The sequence below is a fragment of the Bacillus sp. CZDM1 genome (assembly GCF_055502545.1).
In genome coordinates, this window is the sequence record NZ_JBUESO010000006.1 from 40,590 (window position 1) to 67,574 (window position 26,985).

General features: G+C 38.8%; 30 protein-coding genes and 3 pseudogenes. 5 read left to right on the forward strand and 28 right to left on the reverse strand.

The genetic code is table 11. The features are described 5' to 3' along the window. Nucleotides 1–10: 10 nt before the first annotated feature. The 10 genes and pseudogenes from ACY3XC_RS15055 to ACY3XC_RS15100 form a co-directional block, all read right to left on the reverse strand. A pseudogene (locus ACY3XC_RS15055) lies at nt 11–253 on the reverse strand (acyltransferase); the annotation flags it as partial. Between the two features lie 153 nt (nt 254–406). Beyond that, on the reverse strand, nt 407–892 hold the full coding sequence (pssE, locus tag ACY3XC_RS15060; RefSeq protein WP_464869290.1) for a PssE/Cps14G family polysaccharide biosynthesis glycosyltransferase: 486 nt from the start codon (nt 890–892) through the stop codon (nt 407–409). Between the two features lie 18 nt (nt 893–910). Further along, a complete protein-coding gene (pssD, locus tag ACY3XC_RS15065) occupies nt 911–1,402 on the reverse strand; it encodes a PssD/Cps14F family polysaccharide biosynthesis glycosyltransferase (RefSeq protein ID WP_464869291.1) in 492 nt (163 codons plus the stop codon). A 230-nt stretch (nt 1,403–1,632) separates the two neighbouring features. Beyond that, a complete protein-coding gene (gene gmd / locus ACY3XC_RS15070) occupies nt 1,633–2,712 on the reverse strand; it encodes a GDP-mannose 4,6-dehydratase (protein WP_464869292.1) in 1,080 nt (359 codons plus the stop codon). 19 nt (nt 2,713–2,731) lie between these two features. After that, the gene (gene fcl / locus ACY3XC_RS15075) at nt 2,732–3,673 is read right to left on the reverse strand and encodes a GDP-L-fucose synthase (RefSeq protein WP_464869525.1); all 942 of its coding nucleotides are present in this window, start codon (nt 3,671–3,673) and stop codon (nt 2,732–2,734) included. Nucleotides 3,674–3,694: 21 nt separating this feature from the next. Then, nucleotides 3,695–4,366: a sugar transferase gene (locus tag ACY3XC_RS15080; RefSeq protein ID WP_464869293.1), complete on the reverse strand. Its 672-nt coding sequence runs from the start codon at nt 4,364–4,366 to the stop codon at nt 3,695–3,697. 18 nt (nt 4,367–4,384) lie between these two features. Continuing rightward, complete coding sequence (gene galU, locus ACY3XC_RS15085; RefSeq protein ID WP_464869294.1) at nt 4,385–5,278, reverse strand: UTP--glucose-1-phosphate uridylyltransferase GalU; 894 nt, start codon at nt 5,276–5,278, stop codon at nt 4,385–4,387. Between the two features lie 318 nt (nt 5,279–5,596). Continuing rightward, nucleotides 5,597–6,361: a tyrosine-protein phosphatase gene (locus ACY3XC_RS15090; protein ID WP_464869295.1), complete on the reverse strand. Its 765-nt coding sequence runs from the start codon at nt 6,359–6,361 to the stop codon at nt 5,597–5,599. A 102-nt stretch (nt 6,362–6,463) separates the two neighbouring features. Further along, nucleotides 6,464–7,168 carry a CpsD/CapB family tyrosine-protein kinase gene (locus ACY3XC_RS15095; RefSeq protein ID WP_464869296.1) on the reverse strand — a complete coding sequence of 235 codons (705 nt, stop codon included), beginning with the start codon at nt 7,166–7,168 and terminating at the stop codon, nt 6,464–6,466. After that, nucleotides 7,158–7,913, reverse strand: a complete 756-nt coding sequence (locus ACY3XC_RS15100) for a YveK family protein (RefSeq protein WP_464869297.1) — start codon at nt 7,911–7,913, stop codon at nt 7,158–7,160. The genes ACY3XC_RS15095 and ACY3XC_RS15100 overlap by 11 nt, the downstream gene beginning before the upstream one ends. Nucleotides 7,914–8,218: 305 nt before the next feature. On the opposite strand from ACY3XC_RS15100, the gene ACY3XC_RS15105 reads away from it, so the two are divergent. Next, the gene (locus ACY3XC_RS15105) at nt 8,219–8,980 is read left to right on the forward strand and encodes an SGNH/GDSL hydrolase family protein (protein WP_464869298.1); all 762 of its coding nucleotides are present in this window, start codon (nt 8,219–8,221) and stop codon (nt 8,978–8,980) included. Between the two features lie 31 nt (nt 8,981–9,011). Here the strand turns inward: ACY3XC_RS15105 and ACY3XC_RS15110 are convergent, their stop codons facing one another. After that, entirely contained in the window at nt 9,012–9,167 is a 156-nt protein-coding gene (locus ACY3XC_RS15110; protein ID WP_179158155.1) for a hypothetical protein, read from the reverse strand. A gap of 188 nt (nt 9,168–9,355) precedes the next feature. Between ACY3XC_RS15110 and ACY3XC_RS15115 the strand changes: the two genes are divergently transcribed. The 3 genes from ACY3XC_RS15115 (at nt 9,356) to ACY3XC_RS15125 (ending at nt 11,654) form a co-directional block, all read left to right on the forward strand. Continuing rightward, on the forward strand, nt 9,356–10,396 hold the full coding sequence (locus ACY3XC_RS15115) for a C40 family peptidase (protein ID WP_464869299.1): 1,041 nt from the start codon (nt 9,356–9,358) through the stop codon (nt 10,394–10,396). A 119-nt stretch (nt 10,397–10,515) separates the two neighbouring features. Beyond that, nucleotides 10,516–10,980, forward strand: a complete 465-nt coding sequence (locus ACY3XC_RS15120; protein ID WP_464869300.1) for a hypothetical protein — start codon at nt 10,516–10,518, stop codon at nt 10,978–10,980. Nucleotides 10,981–11,162: 182 nt separating this feature from the next. Further along, a complete protein-coding gene (locus ACY3XC_RS15125; protein ID WP_179158152.1) occupies nt 11,163–11,654 on the forward strand; it encodes a hypothetical protein in 492 nt (163 codons plus the stop codon). Nucleotides 11,655–11,703: 49 nt separating this feature from the next. Here ACY3XC_RS15125 and ACY3XC_RS15130 read toward each other — a convergent pair whose 3' ends face one another. From ACY3XC_RS15130 to ACY3XC_RS15140, 3 genes are all read right to left on the reverse strand, one after another. Continuing rightward, the gene (locus ACY3XC_RS15130) at nt 11,704–11,949 is read right to left on the reverse strand and encodes a cytoplasmic protein (protein ID WP_464869301.1); all 246 of its coding nucleotides are present in this window, start codon (nt 11,947–11,949) and stop codon (nt 11,704–11,706) included. Between the two features lie 599 nt (nt 11,950–12,548). Then, the gene (locus ACY3XC_RS15135; protein ID WP_464869302.1) at nt 12,549–13,169 is read right to left on the reverse strand and encodes a CBO0543 family protein; all 621 of its coding nucleotides are present in this window, start codon (nt 13,167–13,169) and stop codon (nt 12,549–12,551) included. Between the two features lie 113 nt (nt 13,170–13,282). Further along, nucleotides 13,283–13,921, reverse strand: coding sequence for a hypothetical protein (locus ACY3XC_RS15140; RefSeq protein WP_464869526.1), 639 nt, complete (start codon nt 13,919–13,921; stop codon nt 13,283–13,285). Nucleotides 13,922–14,382: 461 nt separating this feature from the next. Between ACY3XC_RS15140 and ACY3XC_RS15145 the strand changes: the two genes are divergently transcribed. After that, a complete protein-coding gene (locus tag ACY3XC_RS15145; protein ID WP_464869303.1) occupies nt 14,383–14,718 on the forward strand; it encodes a DUF3889 domain-containing protein in 336 nt (111 codons plus the stop codon). A gap of 60 nt (nt 14,719–14,778) precedes the next feature. Here the strand turns inward: ACY3XC_RS15145 and ACY3XC_RS15150 are convergent, their stop codons facing one another. From ACY3XC_RS15150 to ACY3XC_RS15215, 14 genes and pseudogenes are all read right to left on the reverse strand, one after another. Further along, nucleotides 14,779–16,401: an ABC1 kinase family protein gene (locus ACY3XC_RS15150; protein ID WP_464869304.1), complete on the reverse strand. Its 1,623-nt coding sequence runs from the start codon at nt 16,399–16,401 to the stop codon at nt 14,779–14,781. A gap of 357 nt (nt 16,402–16,758) precedes the next feature. After that, nucleotides 16,759–17,337, reverse strand: coding sequence for a CBO0543 family protein (locus ACY3XC_RS15155; protein WP_464869305.1), 579 nt, complete (start codon nt 17,335–17,337; stop codon nt 16,759–16,761). Between the two features lie 342 nt (nt 17,338–17,679). Then, nucleotides 17,680–18,336, reverse strand: a complete 657-nt coding sequence (locus tag ACY3XC_RS15160; RefSeq protein WP_464869306.1) for a potassium channel family protein — start codon at nt 18,334–18,336, stop codon at nt 17,680–17,682. Nucleotides 18,337–18,384: 48 nt separating this feature from the next. Continuing rightward, entirely contained in the window at nt 18,385–19,734 is a 1,350-nt protein-coding gene (locus tag ACY3XC_RS15165) for a TrkH family potassium uptake protein (RefSeq protein ID WP_464869307.1), read from the reverse strand. Between the two features lie 316 nt (nt 19,735–20,050). Further along, nucleotides 20,051–20,797, reverse strand: coding sequence for an ABC transporter permease (locus tag ACY3XC_RS15170; protein WP_464869308.1), 747 nt, complete (start codon nt 20,795–20,797; stop codon nt 20,051–20,053). After that, nucleotides 20,798–21,559: an ABC transporter ATP-binding protein gene (locus ACY3XC_RS15175; protein ID WP_464869309.1), complete on the reverse strand. Its 762-nt coding sequence runs from the start codon at nt 21,557–21,559 to the stop codon at nt 20,798–20,800. Nucleotides 21,560–21,725: 166 nt separating this feature from the next. After that, nucleotides 21,726–22,067 carry a DUF1048 domain-containing protein gene (locus ACY3XC_RS15180; RefSeq protein WP_179158143.1) on the reverse strand — a complete coding sequence of 114 codons (342 nt, stop codon included), beginning with the start codon at nt 22,065–22,067 and terminating at the stop codon, nt 21,726–21,728. Nucleotides 22,068–22,462: 395 nt separating this feature from the next. Then, nucleotides 22,463–22,783, reverse strand: coding sequence for a PadR family transcriptional regulator (locus ACY3XC_RS15185; RefSeq protein ID WP_464869310.1), 321 nt, complete (start codon nt 22,781–22,783; stop codon nt 22,463–22,465). A 197-nt stretch (nt 22,784–22,980) separates the two neighbouring features. After that, complete coding sequence (locus tag ACY3XC_RS15190) at nt 22,981–23,985, reverse strand: DUF3231 family protein (protein ID WP_464869311.1); 1,005 nt, start codon at nt 23,983–23,985, stop codon at nt 22,981–22,983. Between the two features lie 181 nt (nt 23,986–24,166). After that, on the reverse strand, nt 24,167–24,367 hold the full coding sequence (locus ACY3XC_RS15195) for a hypothetical protein (RefSeq protein ID WP_464869312.1): 201 nt from the start codon (nt 24,365–24,367) through the stop codon (nt 24,167–24,169). Nucleotides 24,368–24,498: 131 nt separating this feature from the next. Continuing rightward, the gene (locus tag ACY3XC_RS15200) at nt 24,499–24,894 is read right to left on the reverse strand and encodes a PaaI family thioesterase (protein WP_464869313.1); all 396 of its coding nucleotides are present in this window, start codon (nt 24,892–24,894) and stop codon (nt 24,499–24,501) included. A gap of 842 nt (nt 24,895–25,736) precedes the next feature. Then, a pseudogene (locus tag ACY3XC_RS15205) lies at nt 25,737–25,901 on the reverse strand (tetratricopeptide repeat protein); the annotation flags it as partial. Between the two features lie 52 nt (nt 25,902–25,953). Next, nucleotides 25,954–26,436, reverse strand: a complete 483-nt coding sequence (locus ACY3XC_RS15210) for a GNAT family N-acetyltransferase (RefSeq protein ID WP_179158191.1) — start codon at nt 26,434–26,436, stop codon at nt 25,954–25,956. Next, nucleotides 26,422–26,961 (reverse strand): annotated as a pseudogene (locus ACY3XC_RS15215) (DUF1697 domain-containing protein); the annotation flags it as partial. The gene ACY3XC_RS15210 and the pseudogene ACY3XC_RS15215, both read right to left, overlap by 15 nt. Between the last annotated feature and the right edge of the window lie 24 nt (nt 26,962–26,985).

Sequence of the window (26,985 nt, forward strand, 5' to 3'; positions counted from 1 at the left end):
TTGTATTATTTTAATGCCTTTGTACAAAGAATCTTTCCCATTCATCGTTAATACGTTCGGGGTTGAATCTATCGTTAATTTTGATATTTTTGCTTTCTTCAGTCTGTTTTTCCATCACATCGTAAAATGAACCGATTACCTTTGCAGGTATCCCCCCCACCACGGTTCCGGGAGGAACATCTTTTGTAACTAAGCTTCCAGCTGCAACAATAGCATTTGGTCCTATACGAACGTTAGGCATAATTTTGGAACCCAATCCAATAAAACAGTTGTCCATAATCTCGATGCATCCTAAATGCTGAAAATGTTTTCTCTTATCAATTCTCCGTAACATTAAATAGATTACATCGTGATTAATGAAAGTGACATCCGCAGCCACAATCAATAATACTTCAAAAATTTAATATCATCTTACGTTATCCAGTAAAAATGATTCAATCGAAGTAATTATATTCTTGGTATTGGAGAAATATGGAATAAAGTTAGTGGCTTTTACTGTAGTAATAGCCTCATCTAATTGATCGATATCATTACATGCACAAATCAAATTCATTCCATTAAATTGATCTATTAATTGCAACTGATGGTCATCAACATGTTCACCATACATAGCCCTTCTTGGTACAGCAATAACTTTTTTTCCTAGTTTAATGGATCCAATAATTGCACCTGTTCCACCATGTGTTATTAAAATTTGTGATTTCTTTGTAATTGATGCATACTCAGTGCGATCAAGAAACTGCTTAAACTGATAGTTCTGTGGCTGATAGTCACTGTAGCCTATTTGAGCAAATACATCCTCTTGTATTACTCCTGTTTCAATAAGTTTATCTATTTTAATAAGTAACCTATTAAATTGAAACTTCTGTGATCCCAACGTTACAAAAATCATAGTAATCTAACATCCTTTCTAATAGATTCCTCCCTTATAAATTGCACCTGGATATATATCTAACATTTCGCTCCATTGAACATAGAACTGATCGGCATATTTATATAATAATTTTCCGGTTAGTGTTGGAGATGTAACCTTAGCGAAAGATTCTATATATACTAATTTCTTTCTAGCTAGTTTAGCTATTAAGCATATTGGTATCATTGCTAGAACGCCCGTACAGATTACTACATCTGGTCTTTCTTTAATAAATATCCCAAGTGAAAGAATAGAATTATATATCATGCGAGGAATAAAACTATGTTCTTTTCTATTTACTTGTTGCATGTAATACATTCTCTTTCCCTTTTCGCTAGTGTTATAAAATGTTTTTTCAGTTATGATAAATGTATCGTACTTATCCATCAGAGGTTTTAGCATCATAATTTGCTCATAATGACCACCTGATGACGCTGCAAAACATATCTTTAATCTTTTACGGTCCCCATCGCTCACTGTAATTTCCAATATTTCATACCTCCTCCGACGCATATATATTATATTCAGGTGAACTCATACAATTTTTTATAACGCACGCTATAATAACAAAGACTCTTAAAAATGATCCTAATTAATTGTAATTGACATTAATATATCAATATTCCCTCAAAAATCTCCTAAGATTTTTAGCAAACTACTTTTATTAAAAAGAAATTGAGGTAGATATTTTTTCTACCTCACATTCCAAACCATATTTATTAATCAAACATCTTTTTAATTTTATCTTCTTTTTCTACTTTCTTCATATCTGCTGTAACCATGATTCGAACTAATTCTTCGAATGACGTTTTTGTTGGATTCCAACCTAATAATGTTTTCGACTTTGTAGGATCACCTAATAATTGCTCAACTTCAGCAGGTCGGAAGAATTTAGGATCAACTTCAACAATTACTTCTCCAGTTGCTTTGTTAATACCTATTTCCTCTACACCATGACCAGTCCATTCAATTTCAACACCTACATGTTTGAATGATAACTCTACGAATTCACGTACAGTATGCATTTCCCCAGTAGCAATCACGAAATCCTCTGGCTTATCATGCTGAAGGATTAACCACATACATTCAACATAATCTTTCGCATAACCCCAGTCACGCAAAGAATCCAAGTTACCCAATGTTAATTTCTTTTGTTTACCTTGAGCAATACGAGCTGCAGCAAGAGTAATCTTTCGAGTTACGAATGTTTCACCACGACGCTCTGACTCATGGTTGAATAATATCCCATTAACTGCAAACATGTTATAAGATTCACGGTAGTTCTTAGTAATCCAGAATCCATAGATTTTAGCCACTCCATATGGAGAACGTGGATAAAATGGTGTTGTTTCTTTTTGTGGGACTTCTTGAACTTTCCCGTATAACTCAGATGTTGAGGCTTGATATACACGTGTTTTTTCAGTAAGACCTAAAATACGGACTGCTTCAAGTATATTCAAGGTCCCTTTTGCATCTACATCTAATGTATATCCAGGCATGTCAAACGAAACACGTACGTGTGATTGTGCAGCCAAATTGTAGATCTCATCAGGCTGAATTTCACCAATAATACGAGTAACATTTAATGCATCTGTAACATCCCCATAATGAAGATGGAAATTTGTATTATCTAATAAAGCTTTTGCTTCTTCTTCTGTAAGAAGGTCCTCCAAACGCTCTTGGTTATAAGAAGAGCTGCGACGAATCACACCGTGTACTTCGTAACCCTTTTCTAATAAAAGTTCTGCTAAGTATGAACCGTCTTGTCCAGTAACACCTGTAATTAATGCCTTTTTCATTTTGTCCTCCGATATATGTTTAATTTACTTTTGTAAGTTCGTTTTCCAAGAACCAGTTATAAGCCTTCTTAAGTCCTTCATCTAATGAGATAGAAGCTTTCCAGCCTAATGAGTTCAACTTTGTTACATCTACCAATTTTCTTGGCGTTCCGTCCGGTTTAGATATATCAAACTTAATTTCTCCCGTAAATCCAACTACTTCTTTAACTTTTCCTGCTAATTCTTTAATAGCGATATCTTCACCAACACCGATATTTACAATCTCATTACCAGCATAATTGTTCATGAGGTAGATACTTGCATCCGCAAGATCATCAGCATACAAAAACTCTCGTTTTGGTGAGCCTGTACCCCATACTTCTACAAATGGAGCATTGTTTTCTTTTGCTTCATGGAACTTACGGATTAATGCAGGCAAAACGTGAGAAGTGTGTAAATCGAAGTTATCATTCTCCCCGTACAGATTCGTTGGCATTACCGATATATATTGTGTTCCGTATTGACGATTATAGGATTCACACATTTTAATCCCTGCAATTTTTGCAATGGCATATGGTTCATTTGTTGGTTCAAGCAATCCAGTTAATAAGTACTCTTCTTTTAATGGCTGAGGTGCCATTTTAGGATAGATACATGTACTTCCAAGGAATAAAAGTTTTTCAACATTATTTCGGTAAGCGGCATCTATGATATTTGTTTGAATTAATAAGTTGTCACGGATAAAGTCTGCAGGATATTCATTATTTGCCACAATCCCGCCAACTTTAGCAGCAGCAAGGAATACAAATTCAGGTTTTTCATCTGCAAAGAAGCTATCTACTGCAAACTTGTCTCTCAAATCTAACTCTTTACTCGTACGATAGACAAGATTATTGTATCCTTTTTCATTAAGCATTCTAACTATTGCTGAACCGACAAGGCCACGATGGCCAGCCACATATATTTTCGAGTCATTCTTCATCATTTTTTCCTTACCTCTTTTCTAAAATGCGTCTTTTGAGCCAAATAATACTAGAACTGTTTTGAAAATAATTCTTATATCGAATATGAAGGTTCTTTTTTGAATATATTGTAGATCTAGTTCAACCATTTCACTAAAACCGAGACTATTTCTACCACTTACCTGCCAAAGACCTGTACACCCTGGAGTAACTAATAAACGCTGCTTATCATACGCAGTGTATTCCGCAACCTCTCTCGGAAGAGGAGGTCGAGGACCAACTAAGCTCATATCCCCTTTTAATACATTAAAAAGCTGAGGCAATTCATCGATACTCGTTTTCCGAATGAATTTCCCCACCTTTGTAATTCGAGGGTCATCCTTCATTTTAAACATAGCGCCGTTTATTTCATTGTATTTTAATAGTTCTGCAAGCTTTTCTTCAGCATTAGACACCATCGAGCGGAACTTATACATTTTAAATTCTCTTCCATTTAGCCCCACCCGCTTTTGTGAGAAATAGACACTTCCTTTTGGATCCTCAACTTTTATCAGGATGGCAATAATCACAAAAAGAGAACCTAAAAGGATAATTCCGCATAAAGAACCAAAGATGTCTACTAATCTTTTTGTAATGAGATATATCTTTCCATCATTTACATTCGTTATTTGCTTTTCTATATAGCCAACTTCTTGATTTGCTAAATTAGACAACCTAGACCCCTTCCTTCTCTATAACACTACTTTTTCTTTATCTAATGAACAAACTAGATTTTTCAAGTACTCTAGCATATCATCATGGAGGTCTTCGTGCTGCAATGCAAATTCAATCGTTGTCTTTACAAAACCAAACTTTTCACCAACATCATAACGTTGTCCTTCAAAGTCATAAGCAAATACTCTTTGAATTTCATTTAGTCTTTGGATGGCATCAGTTAACTGAATCTCGCCACCCGCTCCTTTTTCCTGACGGTCTAGGAACATGAAGATTTCTGGAGTTAAGATGTAGCGTCCCATAATGGCTAGATTAGAAGGAGCAGTTCCTGGTTTTGGTTTTTCTACAAAGTTACTAACCTGGTAACGACGTCCTTCTTGTGTAGATGGATCGATAATCCCATATCGGTGTGTATCTGAATCTGCTACTGTTTGAACACCAATTACGGAAGAGAAAGTATCTTCATATTGGTTGATCAACTGTTTTAAGCATGGTGTATCACTTTGAACAATGTCATCACCTAATAAAACAGCAAAAGGTTCATTTCCAATGAAGTTGCGTGCACACCATACTGCATGTCCAAGTCCCTTTGGTTCTTTTTGACGGATGTAGTGGATGTCTGCTAGTTTTGTTGGATATTGAACTTTTTCTAATAAGTCGTATTTTTCTTTATCAATTAAATTTTGTTCAAGCTCCATCGCATTATCGAAGTGGTCTTCAATCGCCCGCTTCCCTTTACCTGTTACAATGATAATATCCTCAATACCGGAAGCGACTGCTTCCTCGATTATGTACTGAATCGTTGGCTTATCTACGATTGGCAACATCTCTTTGGGCATTGCTTTTGTTGCTGGAAGGAATCTAGTTCCTAACCCTGCAGCCGGGATAATGGCTTTTCTAACTCTTTTCACTATTGGTTCCCCCTCTATCTATTTCTTTCGTTTATCTAAACATTTACAAAAAAATAAATACCTAATGGAAATGCAAGCGTTTACGAGAGCTTATCCTTTCATTAAGTATCTATTGGTTTTTTTTAAAAGCGGGCATCTAACCCAACCTCACATCATGCTTTTGACGACATGCGTCTAAGGATTGGAAGATGAAGCTTCCCTCCCACAGCATAACCGAGTGCTCCCATGGATAACGGACAGAGAGCATCGCCGTTTCAGGGTGTTAAGCCTGAAAGAAGTATAGTCATAGTCGTTCATTCTTATCAGCTTAGTAGGAATTTAAAATAGATTAAATAGCTTTTTTCGTTTGATTCGTTCTGGGTCTTCTTTATAGACATGCTTCCCATCAATAAGGAGGTTAGCATTTTCATCAAAGAGGTACACCATTTCATTTCCGAACTTTTTTTCAATGACACCAAAGGCGTCTCTCATTTTAAATGTACGTTTGTTTGTATTATGGGCGTCAGAAGCAATGAAGTGTGTTAGGTTCGCTTCTATTAATTGGATTGAAAAATTCCTGATTTTCTTACCGAAGTCTCCGCAGATGCTAGCAGCTGTGACTTGTGTCATAGCGCCTTTTTTTACTAATTGGTAAAGTAGTTCAGGACGTTCAATGATTTCCTGATTTCGTTCTGGATGAACAATGACTGGGATCAGCCCATTTATCTGCAGATCATAAAACAGTTTTTCCGTATACCTTGGTACATGGTTCGATGGAAATTCCACTAACAGATACGGTGTATGATTAACGGGTAGGATTTCTCCTGCCTTATAGCCTTCAACCATTTCACCATGGATCCGAACCTCCTGACCAGGTAATACCTCTAACTCTATCTTTTCTTCCCGTAACGTTTCGTTTAAGTCTTTCACTCTATCAATAATGGAATGCTTCGGATTTTCATAGGAGTTATTCATGTGATGGGGTGTTGCTACTATTCTTTGTATCCCCTGCTCTACAGCCTTCCTCGCCATGCTCAGACTATCAGAAAGAGACTGTGCACCATCATCTACTCCAGGCAATATATGACAATGTAAATCGATCACGTGCAGCACTCTCTTTCCAATAGATTGTTATTTTTCTCCGACAATATTCATGGTAACATCGTCGAGAGCCTTGGTAAAGGGGGGGATTTTGTCGAAAACTAGTTATTTAGCACCATAATAGTAGTAATATTCATTATTCTTTAGCTCCTTATGGTTTAATACAACACCAATCAATTTGCTTTGTGCATTTTCAAGCAATTCCTTGGCTTTTTTCGCCTGGTCAATTTGAGTTTTCCCACTATAGACAACATAAATAGAACCATCCACTTTATTCGCAAGAATTTGTGGGTCCGCAACCGCTAATAATGGCGGTGTATCAAATAAAACATAATCAAATTGTTCTTTCGCTTCTTCCATAAATTGTTCCATTGATTTCGAGCTTAATAACTCCGCCGGATTTGGAGGAATCGGTCCACTCGTTAAGATAAATAAATCTTTTTCCTCTGTATCAAGGACAGAGTTCGCTAGTGTCGCTTGCTTCGTTAAGACAGTTGTAAATCCAAATAAGTTATTGACACCAAAAGAGCGGTGAACCGTTGGCTTACGAAGGTCCGCATCTACAAGCAGTACCTTTTTACCAAGCTGAGCAAATACAACTGCCAGATTTGCAGCGGTTGTTGATTTTCCCTCTCCAGGTCCTGATGAGGTAACCATTAAGGTTTTTAGCTCTTTATCTACGGAGGAGTATTGTACATTCGTCCGGATCGTTCTGTATTGTTCAGAAATCGGCGACTTTGGATCAAGGTTTGCAATAAGCTTACGGCTTGGATCTGTGGTTGTAACCTTCTTCTTTCTCTTAAACACCATAAGTCTCACCTCTTCCTGCTGCTCTAGTTCCTGCCTTCCGCTTCTTCAATTCTTCCATTTTTTGATCATCGATTTGTGCAATAACACCTAGAATCGGAAGTTCCAATATTTTTTCAATATCTTGTTCATTTTTAACGGTGCTGTCAAAGTACTCCAGTAAGAAGGCAAGTCCTACAGATGCCATTAAGCCGACTACCAATGCAATCGCTACATTTATCACTGGTTGTGGTTTAATTGGAGCCTGATTATCGGTAACCTTAGCTGGTGCAAGAATACTAACATTGTCGACTCTCTCTCCCATGATGCTACCAATGTCTTTTTGGAATACATCTACAGTTACATTTGCAATTTTTGCAGCCATATTTGGGTCAGGGTCTTGAACGGATACATTCACTACCTGTGAGTCCTTTTGACTGCTAACCATAATTTTCCCTGCTAGTTGCCCAGCTGTCATATCTAGACCTGTTTGGACAATAACCTTATCAAGGATACGAGAACTTTTTATGATTTCATTATAGGTACTAATTAATGATAAGTTTGTTTGAACTTCACTCGGACTGTAGAATTGTTGCTCACTCTGTTTCTGGTTGACGAGAATTTGTGTCGAAGCCTGATAGATTGGGGTTAGAAAAAAGTAACTTACGATTCCACTTACTAAACCAGCTGTCATCGTAATGAGTATGATCATAAGAATCCGCTTTTTTAACGTCTCTAACAACTCTTTTAAACTAATTGTTTCTTCCATTAGTAATCCTCCTGTATGTGTTCAATAAAAACAAAAAGTATTATAACATGAATGAATGTCGTTATTTGTCGATTTGTGTTGAATGATGAGTATTTATTTTATTAAGAAGTTGGTAGGTAATTATTACTGGTTTTCATCATGCCATTATATCTATGATTGTAGATGCTTTTTGTAGGATTTTGTAAATCTCTTAAACAATAGTAACATGTATATTGTAAAAATATGTAGGTTTTTTGGAATTGGAATAAATTTCTTAGCGAGACTTTTGCTATAATAATAGAAGAAATGTATTTGGGGGTATCAACATGAAGTATTTTTTGACTGCTATTTGGGCTGTCATCTGTATAGGTGTGCTTGCGTTTAGCCATATTCATTGGAATCAACAAGTAGCCGTAATGGCAGTTGAAACTCCTGTCGTCACACAAGAGCCGAGTGTGACTGACTATCGTACCTATTTGGAAATGGCAGCAAATTGGCCAGAAACCGCTAAGACGCAGCTAAAGCTGGCATTAGAGGCGGAACAGCCTTTTAAGATTCTCTTTGTTGGTTCTTCCTCCATGGACTGGGAGAAAAGCGTTAGCCAACGTATAAGTGAAAGCTTTGGAAGCGATAAGGTTATTACTAGTTTTCATACATACGATCAGAGTTCAAAAGCTTTCATCGCTGAGAATAAACAGCTTGAGCTTGCTGCCGAAAAAGCGCAGCTTGTCGTGATTGAGCCATTCCTATTAAATGACAACAGCATCGTAAAGATTGATGTCACATTAAATAACCTAACGAAAATGATCGCAGATATTAAGACTGCTAATCCAGACACCACCTTCATTCTGCAGCCATCGTATCCGATTTACCTTCCGAAATATTATTCCGAACAAGTAAAAGCATTAGAGGAATATGCTACAGCCAACAACATAACGTATCTTGATCATTGGAAAGCATGGCCTGCAACCGACAATCCAGAACTGAAGGATTATTTGAATGCCGATCAAAGTGGTCCTAATGAAAAGGGATACCAGGTTTGGGCACAGGTCCTTATTGATTATTTTGTTAACAAAAAGGCAAACTAGGAATATACTAGTTTGCCTTTCTTCTATTATATTAGTAAACCTTTAGTTTCAAAAGGTCGAGCTTCAAATCTTCGATGAGTTTCGTAACGGTTACACCTTGGTCAGTCAGTCCACGATCATATGCCTTTTTAACAATATCAGAAAAGTCATTTGTCAAACTCTCTTCTTTGTTAGTAGTATTCCCCATTCGGCAAAATTCTCCTTTCTTTCGCTTTATTCGACTATTCTACTAAACTTCATCTTTTTTGTAAATATCTGTCTGCTGATGGATTGTAAATACTATGTCAACTTTTGCTAATTTGTGCATAAATATCCATACTATTATGATAGAATAGGAGATAGTAAGAAGAAAATTGTCTGGGGTGATACACAGGAATGAAGAAGAAAGTCGCAACCGCCGTGGTTACTGTCGCGATTCTTTCTGGCGCCTATGCTGGAATGGCTTCTGCCAGTACCTATACGGTTCAAAAAGGGGATACCCTCTCGAAGATTGCATCGAAGTATAAAACAAGTGTCAAAGATTTGAAGGCAATAAACAGCTTGAAGTCGGATATGATTTATATCAATCAAACACTGAAGGTGACAGCAGCGGCGAATACACCTGCTCCTGCCCCGACCAATACGGTAACAACAGCTGCATATTACACCATAGTTAGCGGGGATACTCTCAGCAAGATTGCCAAGCAATTTGGTACCTCAGTAAAAGAATTAAAATCACTCAATCAGTTGAAATCGGATTTGATATTAATTGGTCAGGTTCTGAAGGTTTCGTCCCAAGCAGCCGTGGTTTCTCCTACGCCAGTGATTGTTCCACAGGAACCGCAGGCGCCACTGGAACCAGCTGCACCACAGACACCTAGTGCTCCTGCCGCCGCTGAGCAGAAATATATCGTTAAAGGCGGAGACACTCTTAGCAAAATTGCTGGGCAATATGGAATTACCTATCAACTCATTAAGAAACACAATGGTTTGACATCAGATATGATCTATATTGGTCAATCCCTTATGATTCCAACCACTTCAACACCAGTTAGTCCACCTAAAAATGATGATTTTGCACAGTCATTCATTACAACCGCAAAAAGCTTAATGGGTATTCCCTATGCTTGGGGCGGCTCCTCGTTGAGCGGCTTTGATTGCAGCGGTTTTATCTATTATGCGGCAAATCAGGCAGGGAAGAGTATGGGACGGTACTCAGCAGAAGGCTACTACAGCCGTACCTTCTATGTTGACCAGCCACAGCCAGGCGACCTTATCTTTTTCGAAAATACATACAAAAAAGGAATCTCCCACGTCGGTATTTACCTTGGTGATAATCAATTTATCCATGCCGATGAGAAAAAGGGAGTCTCGATCGCTAACCTAAGCAACCCTTACTACACCGCCCACTTTGACGGGTTTAAAAGATTCTATTAATATTATGAGCCAGGCGGCTGACGCCTGGCTTTTTTATGTATAAAGTCCTATGGCAGGTATAGTTGTATCACTTAGAAGGATACTAGGAAAAATGACTTCTTAAGGGTAAGGAGAACTTCATGACTATTTCTTTTTTGCTCATTTCTTATACCATCATCGCATTTATTTTCTTTTTTATGCCGAAAAGATTAACAAAGCAAGAAGGATACATTACTTATATCATCGTATCGTTAGTAACACTTATATCTGATTTGGTTATTGGTAACCTTTTGGATCAATATGATTTAATGAAGAAGCCAGGTCCACAATGGTCAGATGTATTCGTAGAAATAACTTTACCTGCTGCCTTTGGGATTTTGTATATGAATTTCATGCCGAAAGGGAAAAGAAAATTTATCTTATACTTCATTTTTTGGGTACTGCTTTCAGTAGGATACGAACAAATTTCAAGATATTTCGGTTATGTAAACTATAAAGGCTGGAAAGTTTGGTATTCCTTCATCTTTTATATTTTTGCTTGTCTTTTCATGCGTTGGCACTATTGGTTTATTAAAAAAGCCCTTTTTGGAAAAGCAAGGGATTAACGGGGTGGCCACAGGGGGACCACGGGGACGGTTCTAGTGGTCCGAAAAGTAGATACCCCTTCCATAAAAAAGCCACGGGAAACGTCCCCCCGGACCTTTTTTGGTGAACCAAGGGATTAATGAAGGATATTTTTCCAATAAATTGGTAAAAATATAACCAATGTATTCCCTTGAGGTGGAAAATGGTCATACTTTTCGGTTCAGTTATTATCTTTAATTTTCTAGCATTCAAACTAGTTAAACGATTTTCTGGAAACATGATTCTCCACATTTGGATATTCACCTGTTTTTTTCAAGTATTCTTCGATATCTTTATCGATTTAAAGTATCACGGTTACTGGTTTGTCACACCAGGTATCGATTGGAGCGCGTTTCCCGGCTATACCCTCTTAATTCCACCCGTTAATTTATTATTTTTGAATTGGTTTCCATTTAAGGCTTCATTGGTAAAACGTATTGCTTATATTGCAGTATGGGAAGTCGTATTACTTGGCTATGAGTATATTACGTTGATACCTGAGCCGTGGGGCTTCTTCCATTACGGGTGGTGGAGCATGTGGCATTCTGCCCTGGTTAATCCTTTATTGCTGCTGATTTTATTGGGATATTACAAATTGGTATGCATGCTAGAGGCCAAGGTAAAACACAAACCCATTAACGGTCAAATCATATAGGAGTATTAAAGCGCTCAACATTAATGAGCGCTTTTATGCATCCTTGATTCTAGAACCACCTCTTATGCATGTCCTTTAAGAACTTGTCTGTAATCGGAAAACCAGAGCTCTCCCCCATCACCGAATCAATCCCGCAATATGGGCATAGCGCGGTATCCTCATCATCCACCCACTCGGTAATTTCAGTTGGAGTAAAAATCTTCGTGCAATGAAAACACCCACATACTCGGTCCTTTTCAAGCTCCTTTCGGTGATGACTACTAAAACGATGTGCTTCTCGAAAGTGATTTTCCAATTTTGAAATCCCCTTTTTTAAATGATGCAGGTTAAGAACTAATTTGTGCAGGTAGAATTGTTAATTAGGCAGGTAAACTAACCTTTTAGGCTGATAGAGCAACAATTTCGGCAGGTACGATGGTTTTCCTGAAAGATGGTATCTTGAAAACAGACTTCCTCACAGAATTTAGGCCTCATTTCAAACGTTTTTACCTATTTGATTACCTGTGCCAGGCTGCCGCCTGGCTTTTTCAGCAACAGGACTTATCTCCGAGTCTAGTTCGCAGGTGAAGGACTAGTTTATGCAGGTAGAATAGTTAATTAGGCAGGTAAACTAATCTTTTAAGCAGATAGAGCAACCTTTTCGGCAGGTACGATGGTTTTCCTGAAAGATGGTATCTTGAATACAGACTTTCTCGGAGAATTTCGGCCTCATTTCAATCGTTTTTACCCATTTAATTACCAGTGCCAGGCTCAGCCTGGCTTTTTTAGCAACAGGACTTATCTCCGAGTCTAGTTCGCAGGTGAAGGACTTGTTTGTGCAGGTAGAATTGTTAATTAGGCAGGTAAACTAATCCTTTATGCTGATAGAGCAACATTTTCGGCAGGTAAGCAAAATCATCTGAACCTGCTCTTCCTGCGTTTCTTTTTCGGTTCTACTTCGGTTGGTTTCTCTTCTGCCCTTTTTTTCATGAACATGAAGAAATCCGTAATCACCTTCGATAGGACAAGAATAACGATATAGGTTAAGAACAGGTGAAAGTAATTGACCCATGAGTTGAATTTGAACAAATGATGCATGACAAAGATCGGTTTTAGAATAAAGGAAAGAAACAAACTTAATAACAGTGTATAGATATAATAATTTTTATTATGTTTGGTCGTCCATTGATACACCAATATGAACAATACCGGAACCAATGAGGCGTCCATTCCGACACTGTGAGCGATATAGGGGATCATTTTATAAGGATACGTCCAAAGCGCTTGAGTCGCACCAAAATCATCAAAATAAGCAAACCAAACATGTACATTAAATCCATAAAAGCCAAGCTGGAGTGCCCTTTTCCAGTCCATTGCAAAAAGAAGAATGATTAGTGGGGCCACAAACATAATCACATGAAACCAAAATTGCCACGTATCAAAGGCAGAAAACTCCTGCCAATAATGCAGCCACTGTCTTGCTCCCTCTTGTTGTTCTTGTATCAACTTTTCTAAAGCATCCCTTTGAGCACTCATGGAATCCCTGCCTTGATAGTAGTTTCCTCTTAAAATGCCCAAGTTTTTGAAAAAAGATTTCTGAATAAAAAATTTTGCGGAACAAAGGCTACCTTTATTCCGCTTTTTTGTAGCTATAGTTGTTGAATCATCGACGTGACTAGCGTATTCAATGGATTGATGATGGTTTGGGAAGTCTCCTGCTCTACCTGCTGTGCCGCTGCCACCATCGATAATTGAGCCACGGACAGGCTAGAGTTGCTATCTAGCTGCTTCATGTAATGATACACTGCGTTTTGATACTCCTCATTCTTCCCGCTCATAATTAGTTCAAAAGAATTCTCAATGACCTTAACCTCGATATCCAACGTCTTCTGATGGCTTTTTGCATATTGTTCCAGCCTGGTCATCGTTCCTTGTACAGTATCAGGATTCGTAAACAGGATAATTTGAGGCTGTTCAGTCTTGCAAAGGGCTTCAAAGTACGGTTCATCAATCTTGATGATGGGTATGTTTACCTCGAGCTGCTTCAATAACGCTATATAGTTCGTACATGTGATAAGAATGGCATCCACTCCAGATTGAGCAATCCATTCTATTTGATCCTTCACTTTCTTTTCCGCCTCCGACACTTGGTCGTTCTTCAGCCGATAAATTAACCCCGGGTCAACATAATGACTTAACTCGAGGTCATACGCTGAAAATGCGCTTTCGATATAGTCAATATTTGAATAATGCGCATGCAGGCAGCCAATTTTCTTCTTCAAGCCTATCCCTCCATTTCTATTTTTTACTTGTTTCTCCTTTGAACAAGAACCTGGATTAAGGACTAATCTTTTTGCAGTTCGTGCGATTTGTCCTCAAGACCCGAGATTAAGGACTAATCCTTCTGACAACTCGTGCGATTTGTCCTCAAGACCCATTATTAAGGACTAATCCTTCTGACAACTCGTGCGATTTGTCCTCAAGACCCCTTATTAAGGACTAATCCTTCTGGCAACTCGTGCGATTTGTCCTCAAGACCCCTTATTAAGGACTAATCCTTCTGGCACCTCGTACGATTTGTCCTCAAGAACCTGGATTCCTATTTTTGAAAAGTGATCTTATGAACTATTAATGAAGCTAAAACTCAATTTCAAATTTCATAAATAGGCCCCATGACCCATTATGGAGTCCAGTACATAATTTACTCCTTTAAAAGCCATGATAACAAAACACCAAAGGGGGATTTTACATGAAAAAGCTGATCATATGTCTATCGATACTTTTTTGCTCTACCCTTGCCACTCCATTTCACTTCGAACACCCAGCACATGCGCAACAGAAACCGATACCTCCGTATGCTAAGTGGAGTGTGTTGGCGATGAATAAAACGAAGGAAAAGTATCCGAATGCCAAAGTTGTCGACTTTCTCTATGTAGGAAGAACTCGTGGACAGGAAACCTCAACGGAGCGATTCAAATTTTGGCTAAAAGGTACTCAAAAAGAATTCGGTGTTTATGTAAATATTGAATTTAACAATGAAACCCAACAAGTCACGAACGTCACTTATCAGGAAACAACTAGATAATGGACATGGTGACGGTTCTTGTGGTCCGAAAAGTGAATGTTCCTTCGATACAAAAGACCACTAGAACCGTCGCCCCGGTCCCATGTACTTCATCCATTTTTTCTGTTTAAGGCTGCAAATATAATATCCGGCCAAAGCGACAGCGGTTCCTCCGGCTGACAGGTTCAATATGATCGAGTGGGTAGTATAGGTACCCGCTGCCATTCCGATGATTCCAAGGATGAGTAACTGAAAGAAATGTTTTTTATTAGTTTCATAAATCATAAATTGAAAGTGTCTTCTTTGTTCGAGTTCCTTTAAATCTTCCAGCCTTTGGGGGGCATTTAGGAATTCCGTGACCGAATGGAAGATTTTAAAAACAGGCTGTGACTGAATCCATTGCCAGATTAACGACCATTTATTATTTCCTTGTTTGTTCAACCACTCGAGAAAAATCGGTTTAGCAAAGTCCATTAGCTCCGCTTCCGGAGCAAGATTGCGGATGATTCCTTCGACCGTAACGAAGGATCTGCCTAAAAAGACAAATCTTGTCGGAACCTGAATTGGAAGCGCTTGGATGATTTCGTTCATCTCCCTTTTAAAGGCAAGCACATCCATTTGCTTTAATTGATCCGGTTCGAAGGAGACCAACTCTACCAAGAGCCTCTCAATGGTTCTAGAATCCGCCTCCGGAAGCAAGAATCCTAGTTGAGATAAGCAATCCACCGCTTTCGAATAATTTTTCGAGAGAAAGCTTTCTATTAAACTTTGAAATTGAGCAGCATCCTTTTTGCTAATCTCGCCAATCATTCCAAAATCGAGTAAAATGATTTTTCCGTCCTTTGAAACGAGAACATTACCGGGATGTGGGTCTGCATGAAACTTTCCAGGCTCCAGCCATTGAGGAAGAAAAACCTGAATCAGCCTTTGAGAAAGCTCCTGTCGACTAGCTGTAACCTGTTCCAATCCCTCGATATCGGTGAGTCGAATCCCCTCTACCCACTCCATCACCAGTACATTGGCTGTACTGAGCTCCGAATAAACAGAGGGAATTTTGACGATATCCATATCCTTAAACCGTTCTCTAAAAAACAAGATGGTATCGCGTTCCATTGTATAGTCAAGTTCTCGTTCAATGACTTGTTTGAGTTCCTGATAGAGGACTTTGAAATTAATAAAACCTTTTGGAATCGGCACGAGATGGTCAGCAAACCAAATGATAATCGCCAACACCCGGAAATCGGTTTCGACAATGCTGTCGATATAAGGCCGTTTTACTTTAATCGCGACCTCTGCCCCATCCTTCAGGACCCCTTTATAAACTTCTCCAATCGAGGCGGAGGCAATCGCTGTTTTTTCGATAGAAAGAAAGTTTTCATGAAGCGACTTTCCCCATTGGTTTTCGAGAATTTTCTCAATCTCACTCCAGTCAGACGGCGGAACTTTATCTGTCAGATCCTCGATTTTGCTGATAAATGCTTTCGGCAGCAAATCCGCACGCGTGCTGAGGAACTGTCCGACTTTAATCAATAAGCCTTCTAAATCAAACAGGGTATTCCGATACCGTTCACCTATTTTCCCCCAAAGTTTTTCCCACTCCGCTTTCGGTTTTCGGCGAAGTTTATACCAATAAATTTGCAGGAAAATCACAAAAGCCATTGAAAGCACCTTAGACATGCGGACCAGCTTATTTCTCGTTTTCACCCTAATCCCCTCCTTTCTTCAGCCACGGGGACGGTTCCCTCTTAACTTTTGAGAAATAGAAGTCACAACCTTTCTACTAATCTTTAATTCTATATTCATTTACTATTATCCTTTAGCCACGGTTACGGTTCAAAAAGTGGATACCACTTCCATAAAAAGACCACTAGAACCGTCCCCCCTGTCCATAAATAATCTTGTAACAACTTTCAATTGACTTGAATATACTATAGTAGATGGGAGGAAGCACCTCACATCACCTGGACTGACTGTATTTGGTCAGTATTTTTTTTGGAAAAAGGCAGGAAGTCTATCTATTTTGGCGAATAAATGCTAGTTAAGATAAAAGAGGCGTGCCGACTAATGTTTTTTGTTTTCACTGTCATGATTGATTCCTTCAAAGGAATTCCTTCGGCTAAACCAGTGAGAAAGTAAATACATTAAAGTTAAAATAAAAAATGAATAGGTTAAAGACCAATCCATTTTCTTATACAAATCAAGAATAGACATCAGCGGCAACCCTATATACGCACTAACTCCACCGAAAAAAATGGCTTTTAAGTATGGATTCAAACGAGGCTTATATTGTAACAATAGCATTACAAACACAGGCAAAACGGAAAGTCTGAATGAAAAACTTACAGTAGCAACAGGTATAACTTTTACTGGATAAGCCCACTTTCCTAGACTAACACCAATCGCATCCATAATTTCCGATATCACCATCACCAGTAGTCCAGCGGAAAATAAACGAGCGGAAATTTTTCGGTCACGTAAGATCATCCAAATAATCCAAGGGACAATCATCATAGCCAACGCTACCCACCATTGCCACGTAAATAAGAAAGCATTCATAATGGATTCAATCGTCAGCTGAGTTGCTTCCGTAAGCTTTTGAGTCGCTTTATCTATTTGATTTAACCCTTCTTCGTAAGTCATTGATTCCACCTTCTTCAACTTTGGATTCATTGCCTACTAGTCTTCACCATAGCTTATCGAACTATTCGCATCTGTTACTTATGTACAGTACTCCTGGTCCTATATTTCAATCTATTTTACATATGTCCTTACTATATTTTAATTGGCTATACATTTGTACCACCCCATTACGTTAAAGTAGGAATAAAGTGAAAAGATTAAAAAATGTCGTCTATTTAAGCCTTATTTAATAATTATTACTAAATAGGCGGAATTTCTCCGTCTATTTATCAGCCCAGGTGCTTAATCTAGCCTGGTCCCCCCTCAATAAAAAAGCTGCCCAGTGGACCGCTTTTAAATGAATTATTTAATATTAGTAAAATCATTAAGGTCTTCTCGATGTCCGATGACTACTAACTTATCACCATTTTGAATAATTTGGTCAGGAGAAGGGGAGATGATTAAATCTTCATTACTCAAGATTGCTATGGCATTTACATTATAATTCGCTCGCAAATCAAGCTCCCGTAAGCTTTTTGTTGTCATGCTTGGTGGAACGATTATTTCCTCAATATTGTATTCTCTCGACAGTTCTATATAGTTTAAGACGTTGGGGGAGAGAAGCTGATGGGCAACTCGTTCACCCATATCTCTTTCAGGATGTATTACCCAGTCTGCCCCAACTTTTGTTAATACTTGTCCATGACGTTTATTAAGGGCCTTCGCAATTACTTTTTGAACCCCCATTTCTTTTAATACCATAACGGTTAAGATACTAGCTTGCATGTCATTGCCAATGGCTACAATCACATAATCAAAATTCCGAATCCCAACTGATTTAAGTGATTCCTCTTCCGTGGAATCAAGTACAACAGCGTGAGTTAGCATTAATTTACCATCATCTATTCGCTCTTCATCAATATCCATTCCCATGACTTCTTGTCCTGCTTCATATAATTTGGAAGCAATACTTAATCCGAATCTTCCCAGCCCAATAACTGCATAACTTTGCTTTGCCATATTATTTATTCACCCCAAATGAATTGATTTGATTTCAATTAAAAACCTCTAGCCAATTAAAATTTTTTCTTCTGCATATCTAACTTTTGCTTCTTTTTTAGTATTTAAAAGTGCAAACGCCATGGTTAAAGGTCCAAGTCTTCCAATAAACATCATGATGGTTATTAAGATTCTTCCAAAAGGAGACAAGTCAGGTGTGAAATTTGCAGACAAACCTACAGTCGCAAAGGCGGAAATCGTTTCAAATAAAATTTTGCTCATATCAGCATTCTCAGTAAAAGTTAATAAAAAGAAAATAAGAAAGATAAAAAATATTGCAGCCACCACTATCGACAATGATTTATTCACCAGTTCCCACGAAATTCTTCGTTTAAAGATATTTACATCATTCCGGTTCGTTACTACTGCCCAAAAGGCAAAAATAATAATAGCAAAAGTCGTTACTTTAATACCACCACCAGTGGAGCCCGAAGAAGCACCAATAAACATCAGTGCCATCATAAAAACAAGTGAAGAAAGATTCATGGCTCCTATATCAATCGTATTAAAACCAGCAGTCCGTGTTACTACACCTTGAAAGTAGGAAGCCCATAACTTATCTCCAAACGAAAAATTTCCAATTGTAGCTGGATTTTTATATTCTGAGATCAAAATAATTAAAGGTCCAACAATGATAAGGATTAGAGACATAAGCAGTGCAACTTTAGAATGAAGAGATAGTTTGTGAATGGACCTTTTATGAAAAACATCAAGTATGACAGTAAAACCAATACCCCCAGTGATGAACAGAAGAGTAACCATTATATTTACAGTAGGATCGTTTACCCATTTACTTAGATTGTCAGGCTCAAGACCGAAGCCAGCATTATTAAAGGCTGAAATGGAGTGGAATATTCCATAGTAAATCGCTTTCGAAAGCGGCATTTCAAATGACCAGCGCATCGCTAAAGTAGTAGCACCAATTAGCTCCACTATAAAAGTAATGAGGATGATACGTTTTACTAGGTTTACTACTCCTTCCAGTGAAAATACATTTAATGAATCCTGCAGGAGTAATCGTTCCTTTAGACCAATTTTCTTTCCTAGGATAATAAACATAAATATTCCTGTGGTCATAAATCCCCAACCGCCAATCTGAATTAAACAGAGAAGTACGATTTCTCCAAATAGTGTAAAGGTTGTTCCCGTATCAACCACTGCCAAACCCGTAACACATACGGCAGAAGTTGCTTCAAATAACGCATCAATGAAGCTTAGTCCTCGTCCTTTTTCATATGTAGCTATTGGTAACATAAATAGAAAAGTCCCCATTAGAATTAGACTGCCGAAACCAATAACAAGTATTTGGGCAGGATGCAAACTAACTAAATTCCCCTTTCTTTTATACAATTCCACCATTTACCCCATCCTTACCTATCAATAATTTAATATAATATTTTTTTTCAAAAAGATGCCCACCCGTTTGCTCTATTTTATGGTTCACCCGATTGTCATCGTTTATGAATTCATTTATAAAACTTTTCATGACGGTTGACCTTCAATCGAAAAAAACTATGAATCACATTCAACTGAAATGTAATCCATAGTTCATTATGTTAATGATATTGATTACCAAAGCGGTTTGGGATAGCCATGGCTGCCATGTGGACGGTTCTTGCGGTCCAAAAAGTGGATATCCCTTCCATAAAAAACCACTAGAACCACCCTCCGATCCCTATAACTGGTGTTTAAATGCTTTACTAGCGAAGAAGTAAGCGATGACCATGATGCCGACGCACCAGGCAAGCGCGATCCAGATATCGCTGCCAACAGAGCCTTCATACAGGAGGGCACGAATTGCATTCACGATTGAAGTCACGGGCTGGTTCTCAGCGAACGCACGGACCATTTTAGGCATGGTTTCTGTGGGAACAAAGGCCGAACTGATAAACGGCAGGAAAATCAGCGGGTACGAGTAGGCTGTCGCCCCTTCCATAGACCCCGCTGTCAATCCGGGAATGACTGCCAGCCATGTCAGCGCCAGCGTAAACATCGCGAGGATCCCAGCTACGGCAAGCCAATCCAGGATATCGGCGCTTGACCGAAAGCCCATCAAGAGCGCAACGAGGATAACCACCACGATCGTAAGCGCATTGGAAACAAGCGAGGTCAACACGTGCGCCCACAATACCGACGAGCGCTTGATGGGCATGGTAATGAAACGTGCCATCAGCCCGCTCTTTACATCCGTAAACAACCGCACAGAAGTGTAAGCAACGCCAGATGCGATAGCCATCAGCAGGATTCCCGGCAATAAATAATTGACGTAGTTGTCCGTTCCTGTCTCTATTGCACCGCCAAATACGTAGACAAACAGCAGCATCATCATAATCGGCGTAATCGCCACCGTGATAATCGTATCCGGACTGCGCATGATGTTGCGCATTAAACGCCCCAGTAATACCCCTGTTTTGCTTTTCATTTACAGCTCCTCCTTTTTGCCGATGATGGCGAGGAAAATTTCCTCCAATGTCGGCTGCTTCTCGATGTATTCCACTTTCGCTGGCGGGAACATCTCTTTAAGTTCGGTAAGGGTACCGGTCGTGATGATTTTTCCGCCATGCAGGATGGCGATACGATCCGCCAGTTGTTCCGCTTCCTCCAGGTACTGTGTCGTCAGCAGGATGGTCGTGCCGCCGCCGGCAAGCTCCTTGATCGTATCCCAGACTTCAATCCTCGCTTCGGGGTCAAGCCCTGTCGTCGGTTCGTCGAGAAAAATGACTGCTGGCGTCCCGATCAGGCTCATGGCGATGTCAAGCCGGCGCTTCATCCCGCCGGAATATTTGTCAGCCCGGCGGTTTGCCGCGTCACACAGGCTGAATCTTGCAAGCAGATTGTCGGCAACTTGAGCTGGATTAGAAACTCCCCGCAACTTGGCGATCATCATCAGGTTTTCCCGTCCGGTAAGCATGCCGTCTAAAGCGGAGAACTGCCCTGTCAGGCTGATGCTCTGGCGAACATGATCCGGTTGACGGTGGACGTCAAAGCCACAAATACCTACTTCGCCTCCATCGGCCTTCATCAGTGTCGAGAGGATATTGACCGTCGTCGTCTTGCCCGCTCCATTTGAACCAAGCAGTGCGAAAATTTCTCCACGCCGCACCTCAAAATCCACCCCCATTAAGACCTCCTTGTCTTTAAAGGATTTCTTTAACCCTTTTACATAAATCGCTGCATCGCTCATCCTTTTTTCCTCCTTTAAAGTGTCTTGTGGAACAAAATTGCCTAAACTCCACTATTAAGTCTGACTGATAATAAGTACCACTTACTACCTAGTTAAAAAAATAACTGAATAGTGAAGGTGGCAATTCGCATTTTTATCAACTATTCAGCGGTATGGTCGATTGAATTTATTTTTTTCCCAATCGCTTTATGATACTCTCATTCAAATCTTCTCGATACTTGGCGACATAGGTTCTAGCGTTTGCCACTAGCTCGTCGGCAAAGGTCGCCACGTCTTCCCCGGTGATTTCCAGCACTTGTCTGCCTTCCGCCGCACCGGCTTCGAACAAATCGATTAATTCATACTGAATGTGCAGCATATCCATCCCGTTGCCCGCTGAGAAACTCCACATGTAGTTTTGAATTTTCTTAAATACAAACTGGTAGTCCTCTGGCAGGGCTTCAACCCGTGCCATCATCATTTTGTACTCTTTTTTATCACCAATCATTTTTTTGAACATTTCCAACATGTTATTTTTCCTCCCATTTTTTAAGGCTGTGTTAAAGCTGCATTGTGATTACTGTGTTTGGAAAATAAGCGGAGAATTTCCGTTTAAATTTGGAAATAGCCATTTTTACCTTCATAATAAGCGGAGTTTTTCCGCTTATGTTTCCAAAATCATTGGATTTTGTCTTATTTGAAGCAGTTAACCGGAATATTTCCGCTTATATCTGCTTCTTAAGGTTCCTTTTTATACAATAGCCGGAAATTCTCCGCCTATGAATGATCAACCCTACACGAAAATCAACAATGCATACTAACACAGCCTTTTTTAAAAGCTGAACAGCCACAGGGACGGTTCTAGTGGTCCAAAGTATCGATATCTCTTCCATAAAAAAAGCCACGAGAACCGTCCCTCCGGTCCTAGATTGATTTTAAGACGTTGATTTTTGATGATACAAAATCCCATTTTTCCCAAAACAATTCAAGCTCCTGGCGGCCAGCCTCATTAAGTGTGTAAAACTTGCGGGGAGGCCCCATATCGGATGGTTTCTTCTCCATATTCACCAGCTTTTTCTTCTCTAAGCGCACGAGGATGGTGTAGACCGTCCCTTCCACGACTTCGGTAAACCCAAGCTCGTTCAGGCGGCGGGTGATCTCGTAGCCATAGGTTTCATGGCGGCTGATGATTTCCAGCACGCAGCCTTCGAGCGAACCCTTCAGCATTTCAGTTAAATTTTCCATTTCAGAGCCTCTTCTATTCCGTCTGACTTATATCCAGTACTGCTTAGTACCGAGGGAAACTTTTACTGAATAGCATTTAGGAAATCACACTATTCAGTATTACTTACTACATGTATATAGTAACACCGAGTAGCAGAGGTGTCAACTATTTTTCTTAAGGCTGTGCTTTATCATCCATCAGGAATACTATCACAGGTTTAGTTCTGTATTAAGTTGTCACGGTCATCTGCTTGTGGAGGTTCTTCCATCCAACCGTGTTTAATCATAATTTTCGCTCCCTCTTCAGCGTAAAGAGCGATTTCTGGAATGATCGCTGCGTATTTCAAGCCCAAATCTCTTCTTGGACTTGCCGCCATCGCCATTCCATAATTACCGACCCCAGCAGCAATCATGGCTGCTATATGACACATACTGAGTTTATCGGAAAACACATTTGTTGTTGTATCGGTAACAGCCGAATCCCAGCCCATTGGCGCTGGCAGATCCTCTTTTTTGAGGAAATCGCTAAATATGTCTATATGTTCTTGGGCAATTTGTTTTCCTCTTACTAGATAGTCCTTTACTATTTTGCTATTTGCCGTCTGTGCTAGCCCCGTAATCAGCGCCTTACCAATCGCATTGGTTTGAATATTTAAGAATACATGACTAATTTCAATCGAAGTAAGAGCCCTCTTTTCTCCGAAAAAGCCTGCCAAAAAATGTTGTTTCTTCACAAAGTCTACTTTGTCAGGAACTGATATATAAGGCGGTCTGATGTAAGTACCTTGTTTCAGCATCAAATCCCGTGTCTTATCCTGCATCGTAACCCCTTCTTTTAATACACGTTTATGAAAAGCAACCACATCTGGACGTGTCGCTAACCCCAACGCCGCACTACTTGCGGCCATTGCAAGAATGGACATGTGCCGGAAGTACATTAACATAAATGTATCGGAGAAAAGTCTTGGGGCCTTCGGATTGACATCTTCATCTGTAAATCCAATAGGTATAGGAAATTCCTCTTTTTTAAAGAGTTCCTTCATAATAGAAAGATTCTCATTCACCATCTTTACAACATATTCAATAATAGGGCGTACTTCCTCATCTTCCACCTTCTCTAAAAAATAAGCAGCCATACAACTGGCTAATGTGTCGTTTATATACTGCGACCATAAACTGGACATTTCAGCGACCGTTAAACGAATATTTGTTTTGTCTTCCATAGGTAAACCTCCTATTCCATATATCAATGAATAATATCTCCAATACAGGGGAAATTATGAATGAACAACCTATTCAATATATCGATGAAAAAGGTCTTAGCTGATTGACTAGCTAAGACCTTTTTCTTATTCAGCAATCTTTTATGAAAGGAGTAACCTACCCCTTTTTAGTTGGCATTTGTCAACCACCTTCTACACAAGTCTCAGTTGAACTGCCAACAGCAGTATTTAATTCGACAAGAAGACTAGAAAGAGTCTCAGATTCAATCGCGCTTTCTAATGTCTTATAAGTTAGTGGTACATTAAATTTCACAAAAATAGGTTCTGTATTCTCCCACGCTTCAACAATTGCTTTTGAAGACATATTAGATTGTATAACCAAATATAAAACCTCCATTTTTATTTCTTTTCTATAAGGTGGCCACGGGAACGGTTCTAGCGGTCCGAAAAATGGACACCACTTTCCATAAAAAAACCACTAGACCCTGTCCCCCGGTCCAGCTCCCTCTAGGGCTATGCTTGCGGGCTTATTTTTGGGTGTGTGCGAAATAGGATTGCTTTAGATTTAGCTACAATTTCTTGTTTATCGTTATAAATCGAACACTCCGTGTGAATGAGAGTTCTGCCCTGCTTTTCCATTTTGGCAATCGCCATTAAGTATGTACCCGTAGCGGGTTTCAAAAATGAAACATTTAAATCAACGGTTACAGCTTGTTGTATACCGTCTTCATTTGCTGGTAACAGGTTTGATAATGCTACATCAGCCAATGAAGAAATGATACCGCCATGTATAACCCCTGCACTGTTAATGAATAGGTCCTGGACTGGCAATATGATCTGCAAATTATGATCATCCAGCTTTTTATATTTCAAACCTAAAAACTCGTCAAACGGCTGCTTTATAAACATCAAACAAACACCTCTATATATTTTTAATTTTGCTCTGGTAAAACAGCATGTTGATTTCACTGTGTTTGAAAAATAAGCGGAGGAATTCCGGTTAAATTGAGAAATACCCATATTTCCTTTAATATAAGCGGAGTTTTTCCGCTTATATCTGCTTCTTTAGCTTCATCTATATACATTAACCGGAAATTCTCCGCTTATGAATTCCTGAAAAACAACAATGAATAATAACAGAGCCATCATTTTAACGCTGGGTGGGTGGTCATCCTTCTATTCTTCTTTTTTCAAGGCTCAAAGTCCTGCTTAAGTGACAAAATCAAGTTAACTTAAACACTGTTCTTCCTTCAAAAACTTTCTCGGCTGCTAAAGTTCGAGGTGCTATTGAAACAATATTTACCAATTGATAGAAATTTCATGTAAAATAAAGGGAATAGAGGATTTTTATTCGTTGGAATTTATAGCGGCAAAAAGGTTATGAAAGGGGAATACGTTTATTTTTAATAAAGTAAAATCATTACCGCACAAAGTAATATTTGCAATTGGTTTATCTTTAAATTTAGTGGGAGTAACATTGGCTAATCTTTTGCAATTTAGTATTTGGTCCATATTATTTGAAGGTATCCTTTTATTCGTTGGTACTCTATTAATCTTGCTTGCTTCTGATAAAAAACATTTAAATAAGAATCTATAAATAATACGACTAAATCATTCACACATAAAATCAAAAATGGATGGTGAAAGTGATGTTCATTAATGCAAAAATAGATTACTACTTTTACCTATAATCCATTGATTAAAGATATTATCAAGAGAATGCAAAAAAGAGGATGAAAACCCTCTTTTTTCTAACTCCATGTTTTATCCAGTTTGTCAGAATAGAAATGAATCGCTTTTTTATAGTGCAGGATGTCCTCGTCCGATGTGGTATCAATCAAGCATGTAAGCAGGATTTCCATCGCACGATGATGCTCTTCTACATTATAAAGAACCATCGAATAGAATACCTTTAACAACTATGAATCAATTATGCCAACTCACCAGGCGTAAAGGTAGTAAAGATTGCTATATAAATATGGAGAAAGTAGGTTCATCAAATGTCAGTATATGATCTTCTAAAAAACCAAATTTCAAATAAAATAATCTCCCAGCTTCATTTTCCGGATGAACCGTTAAACACAATCGTTTACAAGAAGGATTGTTTTGTTTGATATGTCTAATTAATTCATTTAATGCTTTTGAACCCAATCCGTTTCTTTGAAATCTTTTATCTATGAAAAAATGAAACAGCCAATAATCATCTGTACTATCTGGTGTATAATGCAAATTGAAAAAGCCTACCATCTTTTTTTGATGGTAAATTCCATATGGCTCAACCATTTTTCCACCAGGTCTTATGTATGCTTTAGCAAGAGCAATAGCGACGGGAGGATTGACGGAGGCAACAAATTTCATTTGTTTATCGTGTACGGATAAATCAAGTGCTTTTCTCCAATTGTCTGAACTTATTATTTTTATTTCTATATTTGCCCTATTTTGAGCTTGCATAAGTTCATATATCTTACGAGTGGTGTTGACATTTCTTACCGTAACTTGTTTATATATCTTTGAACCAATAATCTTTGATTTTCCACTCTTGGTTACATTCTTCTTGTCAACCGACCATAGGATCGCACCGGGTACATATTTTACCGTGTCAATATCTGGCTTAATGACCAAATTCGCCATTACAGATGCATCATCAATTTCATCCCATAAAAACATGACATCACTTGTCATTCCTTTATCATTTTGCCAATTGTCAGGAATAGCGTTAATGATTTCTCTGACATCCTCGACACTACGAATTACTACTTTAATTGGTAATCCAAAATCATTATGTATCGCTTCTTCCAAAATACGCGATAGTTCATTTTTTGAAATGCCACTGTATGAAAAAATAATATTACCTGTATTGATGTATGTCACCACATCCTTCATCCCGACTTGTTCAAATGTTTGTTTAAGCAACTTCATGTCAATTTTATTTTTCCCACCGACATTAATCCCCCGAAGAAGAGCAATATAAACCATAACCATCCTCCTTTCAACTTACTC